At 47.3% G+C, this 13,279-nt stretch carries 10 protein-coding genes; 9 read left to right on the forward strand and 1 reads right to left on the reverse strand.

The genetic code is table 11. The features are described 5' to 3' along the window. On the reverse strand, positions 1 to 1,915 hold a 1,915-nt coding region (locus tag AB4876_RS16450; protein WP_368382840.1), incomplete at its 3' end, for an oxidoreductase. 285 nt (positions 1,916 to 2,200) lie between these two features. On the opposite strand from AB4876_RS16450, the gene AB4876_RS16455 reads away from it, so the two are divergent. From AB4876_RS16455 to AB4876_RS16495, 9 genes are all read left to right on the forward strand, one after another. Then, complete coding sequence (locus tag AB4876_RS16455) at positions 2,201 to 4,585, forward strand: TonB-dependent receptor (RefSeq protein WP_368382841.1); 2,385 nt, start codon at positions 2,201 to 2,203, stop codon at positions 4,583 to 4,585. A gap of 290 nt (positions 4,586 to 4,875) precedes the next feature. Further along, positions 4,876 to 5,643 carry a hypothetical protein gene (locus AB4876_RS16460; protein ID WP_368382842.1) on the forward strand — a complete coding sequence of 256 codons (768 nt, stop codon included), beginning with the start codon at positions 4,876 to 4,878 and terminating at the stop codon, positions 5,641 to 5,643. A gap of 239 nt (positions 5,644 to 5,882) precedes the next feature. Continuing rightward, complete coding sequence (locus AB4876_RS16465) at positions 5,883 to 6,137, forward strand: hypothetical protein (protein WP_296436027.1); 255 nt, start codon at positions 5,883 to 5,885, stop codon at positions 6,135 to 6,137. Positions 6,138 to 6,264: 127 nt separating this feature from the next. Next, positions 6,265 to 7,077 carry an SDR family NAD(P)-dependent oxidoreductase gene (locus AB4876_RS16470; protein WP_368382843.1) on the forward strand — a complete coding sequence of 271 codons (813 nt, stop codon included), beginning with the start codon at positions 6,265 to 6,267 and terminating at the stop codon, positions 7,075 to 7,077. Between the two features lie 33 nt (positions 7,078 to 7,110). Next, a complete protein-coding gene (locus tag AB4876_RS16475; protein ID WP_368382844.1) occupies positions 7,111 to 8,430 on the forward strand; it encodes a cytochrome P450 in 1,320 nt (439 codons plus the stop codon). A gap of 30 nt (positions 8,431 to 8,460) precedes the next feature. Beyond that, positions 8,461 to 9,423 carry an NAD-dependent epimerase/dehydratase family protein gene (locus tag AB4876_RS16480; RefSeq protein WP_296436030.1) on the forward strand — a complete coding sequence of 321 codons (963 nt, stop codon included), beginning with the start codon at positions 8,461 to 8,463 and terminating at the stop codon, positions 9,421 to 9,423. A gap of 469 nt (positions 9,424 to 9,892) precedes the next feature. Further along, on the forward strand, positions 9,893 to 11,311 hold the full coding sequence (locus tag AB4876_RS16485; protein ID WP_368382845.1) for a TonB-dependent receptor: 1,419 nt from the start codon (positions 9,893 to 9,895) through the stop codon (positions 11,309 to 11,311). Beyond that, positions 11,248 to 12,195, forward strand: a complete 948-nt coding sequence (locus tag AB4876_RS16490) for a TonB-dependent receptor domain-containing protein (protein WP_296436032.1) — start codon at positions 11,248 to 11,250, stop codon at positions 12,193 to 12,195. Before AB4876_RS16485 ends, AB4876_RS16490 begins: the two co-directional genes overlap by 64 nt. Before the next feature lie 30 nt (positions 12,196 to 12,225). Continuing rightward, positions 12,226 to 13,245, forward strand: coding sequence for a DUF7064 domain-containing protein (locus tag AB4876_RS16495; RefSeq protein WP_368382846.1), 1,020 nt, complete (start codon positions 12,226 to 12,228; stop codon positions 13,243 to 13,245). Positions 13,246 to 13,279 lie beyond the last annotated feature (34 nt).

A 13,279-nucleotide genomic window follows, 5' to 3' on the forward strand; every position in this document is an offset into this window, starting at 1 on the left:
TGGTGTGGGCGTCGCCAATCAGTGCACACTCAAAATTACTGCCGGTGGAGGGAGTAGAAAGTGCGTCGTGCAGCCTGTGTTCACGATCTCTCCCCTGAGCGAGTACGCAGTAAGAAATCGCTCTGTTAAGCACTTCGTCGCTCGCCCGCAGCTGCGCGATTCCCCCATGTACATTATCGAGTTCGCTATTGCAGATCAGCTCTAACTGAGGGCTAGCCAGTAAGCGCTGGAGCAGGTCGTTGCGGTAGATCATTTCTGCCGAACGCGCGAGTTGGCGGGCGGGGGATCGGCTTGACAATATTACTTTGTAGCCTTGCGCTATAAGTGCTTCACAGGTTTCGCAGCCGGTCTCACCGCCGCCCAATACCAAAATTGGGCCTGCGTCTGGTGCGGGGAGGGGATGACTTGGCAGGGTGTTGAGCAGGTCGAAGGCGTCGCAGCTATTATGGATGTCCAGGCCATTAAAATTGTGTGGTCGCGAGCGGCTGCCGGTTGCAAATACCACAATATCAGGCTGACGTGCAGCAATATCTTGTTCGCTGGTGTTAGCCCCGAGTTCGACATTTACTGTGCTTGCCTGTAATTGTCGAATCAGATACTGGCGATAGCGCTCCAATTTATCTTTAAAGGGCGGGGCGGCGGAGACAATCAAGCCGCCACCGAGTTGATTTTGGCACTCCAATAGGCTGGTGTGGGCGCCGGCGGCGGCTAAGCTCAAGGCGGCAGTTATACCTGCAGGACCGCTACCGAGCACTATGGCGCGGGCTGGTGCCATCAGTTGTGGGATTTCGCCGTCTAGCTCTCGGCCAGTGGCGGGATTATTCGCGCAGCGAATGCTGTTCTCTGCAAAGCCATTGGCCACGCAAAAATTGCACGAGGTGCAGGGAATAATCGCATCGGCATTACCCGCTCTGGCCTTGTTGCTCCACTCCGGGTCGGCTAGCAGGGTGCGGCCCAGCGCGATTAGATCAGCATCGCCATCGCGCAACGCTTGCTCGGCGGTGTCTGGGTGGCGGATTTGGCCCACGGTAATAATCGGCACATTGCACACTTGGCGAATGCGGCGAGAATAGGGTAGGCGCCAGCCGTCAGGGGCAGACATGGGGTCTAGTACTTTGTCGAAGCTCTCTGGGCCGACGCCAGTAGATACATGAATGGCGTCAATACCTGCGTCAACCAGCATGGGACAAATTCGTTCCATGTCTTCAATGGTAAGCCCACCTTCGCAAAACTCATCGGCAGAGAGCCGGTAGATTAGTGGCCGATTGCCAATGGCCTGTCTCACTCGGTGAATAACACGGCGGGGGAATTCCAGCCGCCCGGTTTCGTTGCCGCCCCAAACATCGTCGCGCTTATTGCTGCGTGGTGACATGAATTGGGTGAGTAAATAGCCATGGGCGCCGTGGAGCTCAACGGCTTGGTAACCGGCTTTAATACCGAGTTCGGCGCTGTGGCCAAAGCACTCGATCATAGCCTCTATTTCGGTATGACTCATACCTTTGCAGATTAATTGATTGGGAGCCTTACGGGAGAAGATGTTACTGGGCCCAATCGTTGTAGGGGTTTTTAGCAGGCTACGTTTGGCTGCAGCACCGCCGTGTTGTAACTGTAGGCAGGCGACACTTCCTTCAGATTTTATGGCGTTAACTAAGCGCTTATGGCCGTGTATGTGGGTATCGCTTTCGAGCGCAAGCTGATTGGGTTCAGACTGCCCTGAACTTTGGTTCACGCAGCAAAATTCGACAATAATCATACCGGTGCCGCCGGCTGCGCGGGCTTGATAAAAAGCAATTTGGGCATCGCTGACCTCTCCGCTTGGGGTGCCGAGCTGAGTAGACATTGGAGGCATGACGGTGCGGTTCGGAATGCACAGGTTGCGAATTTGTAAGGGCTTAAATAGTAGTGGGTAATTCAAGTCATGCTCCTGGTGTTTCCAGTTATAGTGGTTATTATAATTGCTGTGTGGTAGTTAGTTATGGTTTTGAAAAAATGGTTTGGTGGCGTTCCCTTCTGTCTTTTAGTGTGTCTTGGTCACAATAAAGTTGACCATATAAAGATCGCTAGGTAGAACTACTTATAATGTTGTAGTCCGTCTCGATATATGATTATAATAACTGACATACAGTAAGTTTTAAATGGGTCGGCAACTAAAGTAGGTAATAAAATGACATATATAAAAACTAGTGGTGACGGAAAACTAATGAGGAAAACAATACTCGCTTTGTGTATCGCAGGGGTATCGGCTACAGCAGCTGCTCAGGAAGCGCAGCGCGTACGTAGCAATACAATCGAAGAGGTGATTGTTACCGCCCAAAAAAGAGCGCAAAGTGTTTCTGAAGTTCCTTTGTCTATTCAAGCTTTGACGTCTGATAAGCTTGAAAGTGAGCGTTTTGAGTCTTTGGCAGACTTAAAGCTCATTTCCCCCAGCTTTACTTTCAGTAATGGCACCGCTGGTAATTTCTCGAATTCGATTTCTATGCGCGGTTTGGGGTCGTTCTCTACCGAGGGTGGTGTGCAGCCGAGTGTGTCGACTGTAGTCGATGGTGTGGCTCTGGCGAGATCAACAGAGTTTAGTTCGGACCTTGGCGATATTGAACGTATCGAAGTTATTGCCGGCCCGCAGGGAACCTTGTTTGGTCGTAACTCAATTGGTGGCGCGCTGAATATAGTGCGTAAGGGTCCATCTGAAGAGTTTGCCGCCGAGATTGAAGTTGCCGCGACCGATGACAATGAGTTAAGTACCAAAGCCATGATTAACGGTGCGCTGTCTGATCGTGTTCAAGGCCGTTTAAATGTCTTTTTTAAAGATCGCGATGGGCACATTAAGAACCTTGACGCTAGGCAGGGTGACGCCGGTGGTGAAGAAAGTCGTGGCCTAATGGTCAAGTTAAACTTTGATCTAAGCGATAATTTGAGTGTGTTGCTAAGCGGTGATTTTGTCGATACCAAAACTGGCGGCAATCCGCTGGTTACCTTTGGTTTAGATACGCTATATCCGGGTGCGCAAGCACGTTTAGTGGCATTGGGTAATGGCGATGCTGCCAAGGGCCAGCAAGTGCTCGACGATCCATTTACAGTAAACGCTAATACCGAACATTTTTTAGATTATACTCAAAAGGGCCTTGTTGCCGATGTGACTTGGCAGCTAAATGAAGAGTGGACGCTGAAGTCGATCAGTGCCCTGCGCCTTTCAGATCAAACCTTTAATCAGGACATTGATTCTTCACCAGCATCAATGGGTAATTTGGATAGCACCACCGCTACTGCGCTGGTAGGTGGTAGTACTTTCGGTATGTTTGGCGTGTATCTCGACGGAACCAATCTCTCACCGTTAGGGGATTCTGGAATTCTCAACGAACTAGAATATTTCACTCAGGAGTTGCGTTTTGAATATCAAGCTTCTGATCTTAGCGTGGTCACTGGTCTCTATCTGCAGGACTACCAGGAAGACGGTAAAACAGATGTACCGCTGTGGATTCGTGGTGCGCCGCCTTTGCCAACGCCAATTATTCAGTCGGATCCGTATACAAATGATTATAGTCAACAATCTTGGGCCGTGTTCAGCGATGTAACTTGGGATCTTAATGACGTTGTTCAGCTATTTGCTGGTGTGCGTTGGACCGATGAGGAGGCAACACTTAAGCATCAGCAGCTTAGTTATGTCGCCCGAGATTTCAGCTGTACGAACAATGTTTGCGATATCGACTTAACGACGGCATACGTTAATAACACTATTGATTTTACATCTGATGGCCATAGTGCAGATTGGTCTGGCCGTGTTGGCGCAAAGTGGGATGTTTCTGAAGACAGCAATGTTTATGCTAGTTATTCTCGCGGCTTTATTGGTATAGGTGTTAACTATACGCGTTCATCAACGCCGACAAATACTTATTTAGATCCGTCAATCGCAGATTCATTTGAGATTGGTTTTAAAAGTGATTTGTTAGATCGCACGGCACAGGTTCACGGTGCTATTTATTATATGGAAGTTGATGATATTCAGTCGACCAAGCGTATTCCTGGTAGCACGCTAACAGCACCAGTCAATGTTGGTAAGATCCGCAGTCAAGGTATCGAGTTGAATACTAGCTGGCTTGCGACTGATTTGCTGATGCTAACGTTGGGTGTAGCGTACACTGACGTCGAGTTTCAAGAGTTCGATATGGACTGCTACGTTGGGCAAACCGTCGCACAGGGTTGTGTGAATGGCGAGCAGGATTTAAGCGGCGAACGCCCGCCGCAGGCGCCAGAGCTGAAATACACCTTGTCGGCGAATTATGACCAGCCACTTGCTGACTTGCCTTTTAATGCTTTTGGTAATGTGAGTTATGTGTGGCAATCGGAGACGGCGACAGATCTGGCCCGTGATCCGCGTTTGGAGCAGGACGAATATGGCTTGCTGAATGTCAGTATGGGTATTCGCGACAAGCAAGAGCGCTACGAAATATCGATATTTGGCAAAAACGTAACCGACGAATACTACGCGCTCAGCAAGGGGCAGGCAGATCCCGTGGGTGGCTACTTCCAGTTTACCTCTCGTGGTGCTCAGGCCTACTGGGGGTTGGCGGCAAAATACAGCTTCTAATGTCATGACTAAAGCCTAGCTAGTGGGGTGGTAATTACCTTATGCCTAGGCAGTTAATTATCCCTTTGGCGCACTTAGTAATAAGTGCGCCTTTTTTGTATTTAGGAAAAGGAAATTATTACACTGCAGCCGCGATACTCTTATCGTTGCGATATTGTGGTTGGAGGTATCGGCAGCGTGTCGTAATGATTGATAATAAAGTGAACGTTATTTAATTCTACGGTGTTGATAATATAGCTGACTAATAGTAAGTTATGTGCTGGATGCTACATTAGAATAAGGATAAGAAGATGGACGAATTATGGTTGCATATTGGTCACGACGCAGATGGCGCGGTGGCGACTCCTTGGATGCCCTGGGTATTTGAAATTGGCTCGGTGGTGGTCTGGTTGATGATTGCGGTTTACTTTTACCGTGCCTACAAACAGACAGGCAGCTTAAGTAGATATACGTTGATTTTTATTGGCGCGACTTCAATGTTTTGGCTGGAGTTTCCCGCTGATTGGGGGGCATTTTTGGTGTATTCGCCGAGTTTCGCCCTGTTCCCTCTTGAGTTGCCTTTTACGACGCCGAATAAGCCTTTGTTTATGCCTTTCGCCTACGGTTGGTACTTCCTAGCGATCTATTCGTTGATCTGGTTTTTAGTGGATAAATTACGCGCTGTCAAGCCTGAGTGGAGTAGGCTGCTTGTGGTACTGCTCATTGCCGCGCCATTTTTCTATATATGGAACTTGATGGTTGAAGGCTTTTCAGCGGTCGTCGGGTGGTGGACTTACTACGAAGTCTTTGGTCCTGCGCTGCATTCAACGCGCGGGACGTATCCACTGATTTTTCCAGTAGTGCCCTTTGCAGTATACGGTGTTGTTGAAGCGCTGGTGCTTACTTGGAAGGACAAAAATGGTTTACACATGTTGGAGCATATTACCGGCGCCCATAAATCTGTTGTTGGTCAGGGTAAAGAGCTGCGCAGGGCGGTGGCATGGATCATCACAATGAACTGTATATTTGGCTTATTCTCGCTTTCGCTGGTTTGGTTTCGCATTAGTGTCACGTCGTGACCAGGGCGTTTTGCTGATTGGCTGATGCATTAACTTACGACTTGTCATTTATTGTTGACATAATAATTGTCTAGGTGATAGTGTGAGAAGATAGTACATCTGTATAAGGTTTGGCACGCTGTTGAGTAATGCTTATAGTTGCGGTGTGTCAAAACATATAAATTGAGTGCTAATACTGAGTTCGGTGCCGATATTGCACCGCTTATTTTTGATTTATTTCTACGGAGTGGAATTAAGGAATGAGAAGGGTGCTAATTGCGGCGATTGTTGTCCTGTATTCAATGGCATTGCTGTGTGCTTTTATGCCCGAGCTACTCGGGGAGTGGACGACGTATTATATGTACTTTATTGCTGCGATATTGCTGGTGCACATCGCGGAGCTAGGCTTATTCTTTAAATACGTAAAAAAATACCCAGGAAGCTTGGGGTTAAGTATTTTTCTGACGATAATTTTTGGATTTTTGCATTGGTTGCCATATAAAAATAAGGATTAAAATTTAATCTTGTTTGTACGTTTGTATAGCATAAATGATCGGTGTTACTTTCTGGATGATACATTTATTTGAATATCTGGTGATGCGGTTGAGATCACTGAAAAACTAAAATAATTGAGATGGAACTATGAAAGTGTTTGGCAAGGTGTTTGTAGTGACGGGGGCAGGTAACGGTATTGGTAGACTGCTCGCACTAGATCTTCTCGGTCGCGGGGCGCATGTTGCTTTAGTCGACGTTAATGATGCGGCACTTGAGGCTACTTGTATGCTGGCGCATGAATACAAAGAAAAATTATCTACCCATGTTGCAGACATAACAAATAGGGAGCAGGTGGCAGCTATTCCAGATGCGGTTGTCGCGCATCACGGCGCGATAGATGGAGTTATCAATAATGCAGGCATTGTTCAACCATTTCTTTATCTTAGTGACCTTGAAAACGAAGCGATAGACCGTGTGGTTAACGTCAATTTTCTTGGCACGGTAAATGTGACGAGGGCGTTTCTTCCGCATTTACTTCTCAGGCCCCAAGCGTACATTGCTAATGTATCTAGCATGGGCGGTTTTGTGCCTGTTCCTGGTCAAACCATTTACGGCGCAGCTAAGGCAGCAGTGAAATTATTTACCGAAGGGCTGCGCTCTGAGCTAGCCGGTACGGCGGTGGGGGTTTCAGTTATATTTCCCGGCGCTATTGATACCGATATTGTAAAAAATTCAGGAGCAGGTGATACCCAGCCAATAACCCCAGAAGATGCATCTTTTAAAATGCTTCCTCCCAAAAAGGCTGCATCGATTATTGTTGATGGAATAGAAAAGGGAAAGTATCGAATCATGGTAGGAAACGACGCATGGGCACTCGATGTGATTTCAAGATTAAGTCCTAAGCTTGCGGCAAGTATGGTTCTTAAAAAGCTAAAAGAGCTAACACCAAAATCTCGATAAAAAATAATAGTGTATAGGTGCAATATGAGCATAATGAGTTCTGTAGAAAAAATTAAGAGCAACCGTTATATTCAAAATATAGAATCTTGGCGCTGGATGACTAGTCTTGTTCTAAAAGGTGCCGCACAGACTTTGGCAACTGTCGGTGGTGGAAGTAAGGCGTCTCGTCCATCCCATGTGCCGGAGAATTTGGCGGTCGATTTTAATTTCACGGCTATCGATTGTAGCGAAACGGATATACATGCGGGGTGGCGAAAGCTATTTGATAAGCCGGATATATTTTGGACGCCTCAAAATGGCGGTCATTGGGTTGTTACCCGAGCCGAATATATTTCTACCGTAATGAAGACGCCAGATGTTTTTTCTAGCGACGAGATTATTCTCCCTAAAGGTGCAAAACCAATACGTTTGCTTCCACTTGAGGCAAAGCCGTCAGAGCACGGGCCATACCGAGCGATTATTGCGAAGCGAGTTACACCAAAAGCCGTTACCGAAATGCGTGACGGGGTTCGTGCGCTCACCATTGAGATGATTGAAAGTTTTCGTGCAAAAGGTGAGTGTGAGTTTGTAGAGGATTTTGCCAAGCGGCTACCTATAGCTGTATTTTTACAGCTTGTTGACCTACCCCATGATGACCGAGAGAAATTATTGGAATGGACGGAGGTCGCAGTACGATCTAAAAGTTCATTGCAACTTATGATGGCATTTTTGCATGTCATTAATTATCTCGAATATTGGATTCGTGAGCGTCGCGCCAAGCCTGGCGATGATTTAATTAGCGATATTGTGAATGCAAAGATTGATGGTAAGCCGCTAAGTCACGATGAGATTCAAGGTATGTTAACGACCGTGCTGTTTGGCGGCCTTGATACCGTTGCAGCGATATTGGGGTTTATGGCCAAGTTTCTTGCAGAAAATCCTGAGCATCGTCAACAATTAATAGCTAATCCCAAGCTTATTCCTAAGGCAATTGATGAAATACTGCGCCTGCACGGTATTGTCAATCTCTCTAGGAGCGTGGCTCAAGATACTGAGCTGGGCGGGGTCTTTTTGAAAAAAGGCGACATGATTCAAGTTCCCAACAGTATGTTTGGCGTAGATGACAGGGCGACGGACGAGCCGCTTAAAGTTGATTTTACGCGACCAAATATTGCGGCTAGTCATGCCGCCTTTGGCTTGGGGATCCATCGCTGTGTTGGGTCAACACTAGCAAGGATGGAGCTAACAATGTTTTTGGAGGAGTGGCTAACTCGCATACCTGATTTCGCGATAGCGCCGGGAAAAAAGGCGACGACTGTAGCGGGACAGGTAAATGGAATAGTGCAATTGCCGCTGCGCTGGCCAGTATCATAATTACTTACAGCCTACTGATAGGAAAGGTAGATGGATGTTGTTGTTTTTGGCGCAACGGGTTATTTGGGCAGCCACGCTGCGGAGCAGCTAATGATCGCGGGGCATGCGGTAAAATGTATTGTTCGCCCACAGAGTGATACCTACTTTTTACAATCTATTGCAGCAGATATTCATGTTGTTGATTTTGTAAATGGTGACTTAAGCGCGCATATTGACGAAGGCAGTTGTGTGCTTAATTGCACGGCAGATACGCGAATGCATTTGAGTGATCTGCAGCGTTCTAAAGTCGAAATTGATCTTACTACGCAAATATTTAAAGCCGCAGCTGGTGCTGGCGCCAAGCGCTTTATGCAACTCAGTACAGTAATGCTTTACGGATTCGATAGGCCCCCTCATGCAATAGATGAGCAGTATTCGCCAAGCCCCAAATACAGTTACAGCAGAATTGCCGCGCGAAGGGAGCGAGTATTGCTGGATCTGGCCAAAACGTCGGCTATGGAGTTGATAGTCTTAAGGCCGTCTAACACCTTGGGTAAGCGAGATACTTCTGCGCTGCCCGCCATATTACCACTGTTAGAAAAAGGTAAATTTCCCGTGATTGGCGGCGGCGGGTGGCGATATTCGAATGCCGACGCTCGTGATGTGGGTAGAGCATTTGTCCACCTGCTTGATTTACCCATTGTCGGGCCAGAAATTTACTTGATGAAGGCCTATGATATTAGTTGGCTAGATTTAAAAGCTGAAATCGATAATATACTGGGTCGCAAGAGTCGAGTGCTCAATATCCCGCGAGGATTAGCGCTAGGTCTTGGCGGGGTGATGGAGTTCTTGTTTCCTTATGGCAGTTCGCCGCCGCTCACCCGCTTTATGGTCGAAACATTGAGTTCAAATACCTTGTTTGACGATAGCAAGCTTAGGTCTACAGGTTTTCTGCCGAAATATGATTTGCATGAAACATTGCTTGATGCCTTAAGTGACAAATCTCCATATTAGCCTTGGCTTTACATTTTTTCTGAAATTAATTTTCGTTACATATAGTTCCTTGTGTATCAATAATTGTAAACAAAACAATTTTATCTAGACTGTTTCGCGCGCGGGCCGCGGGAATGTATTAAGTCTTTGCTTACGTATTACTAGCGCTGGGGCTTAACCGCTCGCTATTGTTTGGATGTGATCACTGGGGCCGCATATCTTTTACCTGCGTAGTAGTTTTGCTGTGCATTAAAACTTACACATCATCATTTATGTATTGACAAGGTAATGGCTGGGTAGATAGGATTAGATCGAGTTGTACGACTGTATAGCGGTAGATATCCGATCTGACGAAAATGATCAGGCAGGTAGGTACAGCTGATGAGCTCAGCTCCTTAGCTATGAATAAAAATAAATGATAGGTGGAGGGAATAATTCGGTGAGCACAGTTAATTGCCGCGCATTAGCGAGAGTATGTTGGCCATCGCTAATGGCATTAGTGGCATCTTTACACAGCGGTGGTGTGCTCTCTGAGGACGGCGTTGAGGCTAAACGCAAAAACCGCTTGCTGGAAGAGGTTGTGGTTACGGCTCAGAAGCGGGAAGAGAATGCGCAGGATGTGCCGGTCTCTGTGCTAGCTTTGAGTGGTGATATGTTAGAGGCAATGGGTGTTGACGACCCAAGCGATTTGCAGGCAGTGACCCCTGGCTTGACTTATGGTTCTGCGACAGGTTTTGCCATTGTTTATTTGCGAGGTGTGGGCTCCGATGCCTTTTTGATGGCCGATCCGAGCGTTGCAACTTATATAGATGGTATTTACTACCCCTTCGCCAGTGGTTTGGCACAATCCTTTGGCAAAGTAGAGCGCATTGAAGTACTTAAAGGCCCGCAGGGCACCTTGTTTGGGCGAAATACCACTGGTGGCGCAATCAGTATTACCACTGAAACGCCAAGTTTTGATGAAATGCATGGATCGGTAAGTTATACCTACGGACATTACGAAGAAAATGGAGCCGATTTTCAAAAGGCAAGAGCAAATATCAATATCCCATTTACTAGCAACCTCGCTGCGACTTTGGCGGTATTTTCAGATACTGCAGAGCAGTATATGCGTTTCGATGAAGAATCCATTAAACAGCATTCGCCTGATGAAGTCGCGAAGGGATATCGCTTTAAAATAAAGGCGAGTTTTGCTGATAAGTTTGATCTTATGTTGGCGGCAGTTGGGGTTGAACAAAGTGGATTTAATACTGCATTAGCACCAAATACTGGGCCATCAGACCTTGCGGTATTGTTAGGGGCTGAGCAGCAAGCTCGAGATTATTCGGTGTCGGTGAATGCACCTATCAATTTTGATATTGATAGCGAAGTGTATTTTGCTGAGTTTAACGCCTATCTCGACGCTTTAGATATAAAGCTATTGGTCAGTGATCAGTACATAAATAACTTAGGGAAGACGGATTTCGACGGAAGCAATGCCCCCATCGCGTATTTTGGCGCGCCAGTTTATTCGGATGTGAAGACGGCTGAACTGCAATTACTCTCTAATGAAAATAGCTGGGGTGCGGGTTGGTTGCAGTGGGTTGCAGGTTTGTACTATATCGATAGCGTTGCAGGTGTATCGGCTGAGTTGGCATTGCTGGGTGGAGAGACGGGGCAGGCTGGGCTGTTTGGTTTAAGTGTGCCCATAGATGACATTATTGATTTGGTGCCAGGCCTTACAGAGATTTTGGGGCCGGTTCCGCTTGCTGGTGGGCTTAGTCTTCATTTGGAGGGGGGGGGCTGGCGACGGAGTCTAGCGCGGCATTTGCGCAAACCACATTCACGTTTAATGAGTGGTCGGAAATGTCTCTGGGAGCTAGATATCAGCAAGAAAGTCGCCACGTGTTGCAGTCTAGTTTTGGTTTGACTAATGGCGACGGCTCTTATACTACCGCCATAGATTGGGCAAGTGGAGGCGCAACACCAACGACGGCAGATTCGACGAATTTCTCACCTAAAATATCATTTAATTTTTACCCACTCGACGACACGATGGTCTATGTGTCTGCACAAAAAGCGTACAAAAGCGGGACGTTTAATACCTTCAATATTAACAGTGACATTGATTACGCCGGCCCTGAAGACGTTACTGCTTGTGAGCTAGGTTTGAAGTATACGAGTTCTGGTGGAAATCTAAGAGTGAATACAGCGATATTTGAAACCACTGTGGATGACATTCAGGTTCAGGTTGTGTCGCTCTTAGCAGGGGGGACGGTGCGGCTAGAGAATGCGGGCTCGGCGCGTATTCGAGGGGCTGAGGTCGACGCAACCATCATGCTGTTTCCCGCTCTGCTTGATGATTTGATTTTAGCCTTTGGCGGCGCGTATTTGGACGGCGTTTATACAGATTATAAAGATGGCACAGGTTTTAACGAGTCAACGGGTTTGTATGAAGAAGGACAAGACTTTACGGGCAAGCCCGTAGTGAGAACGCCAGAATTCTCAGGAACAGTCGCTTTAAGCAAGATGTTTAATACGGAGGCCGGGCCCTTGGAGTTGACGGTTGATGGGTATTATAACTCTGGCTATTCCTACTTGGCTCAGGGCGATCCGTTTAAAGAGGCCGAATATTATCTGGTTAATGCGCGAATTAGCTATTTATTAGAGGACATAGACTTAAGGTTTACGCTGTCTGGAAAAAATCTCGCCGATACCATACATGCTTATTCGCAGTTCCCTAATGATTTCGGCAGATTAGAGGCCTTAGCGCCACCCAAGAGCTATAGCGTTTCGGTAGCTTGGGAAATGTAAATATAATCTCTAGCTGTAGTGGATGATCGTATGAATAATAATTTTGCCACACTCGATTCCTCTCGAGAATTTGCGTTACATGAGTCGGCCCCTCAGTACCGTTATGCAGAGAACTATATGCTTTCTGCATATGACGCAGCGGCAGATATTGGTTTGTGGTTGCATCTAGGTACTTGCCCCGATGATTTCGGTTTGTGGGAAGACCAAGTTTTAATCTCTCTGCCTGGCGATGACGGGCTGCTATGGATGAGTTCCTACCATCGAACGCCACCTGAGCTCAGACCAGCGAGCGGCTCATTGCGCTTTGAATGTCTTGAGCCATTTAAGCGATGGCGGGTGACGTTCGACGGCGTTGCGGTGCACTCTTCTAATCAAGAAATGATGTCTGGCAGAGTTAGGGATGGCGTTAAGAGACGGCTTAAATTCCAGTTTGATATTGCGTGTGTGGCACCAGTATGGGACACCCATGAAACTGCGATGGCTGCGCATGGTCGTGGCAGCATGCGAGATCAGTCTTGGGCGAGTCAGCATTATCAGCAATTATTCAGCTGCCACGGCGACATTACCGTTGCTGGCGTTCGCACAGAGTTTGATGGGCGGGGTGTGCGCGATCATTCCCGAGGGCAGCGGGGACATGCCATGGATCAGTATGGTGGTCACAATCTTTTTACTGCGCTGTTTCCCAGTGGGCGAGCTTTTGGTTTGATGGCGATGTGGGCACCGAATGGCGCTGTGAGTCTGTCTGTTGGTTATATCGTTGAACAAGGTAGGCTCTATCATGCCGATATCATAAGTCCCCCTATAAAAATAACTGAGGTTCGCCAAGGTGACGAGCATTTTGAAATTTGCTTGCGCTCCGAGTTGGGGGAGCACGTGATTGGCGGTGGAATTATCCGCTCTATATTTGCCACCGCCCTTGAAGATTGGGGTATGGCGTTTGGCGCTGATGCTGGAAATCAGCGCTTGATATTAGCACCGTCGTTCGCGCGTTGGACATGGAATGGCGAAGTCAGCTACGGTCTGGCGGAGCGATCAAATCGCTTCGCTTGAATATGTAAATTGTTTAAAAAATTCAAATGTAGGA

It is taken from the genome of Zhongshania guokunii (assembly GCF_040892635.1).
Taxonomy (GTDB): domain Bacteria; phylum Pseudomonadota; class Gammaproteobacteria; order Pseudomonadales; family Spongiibacteraceae; genus Spongiibacter; species Spongiibacter guokunii.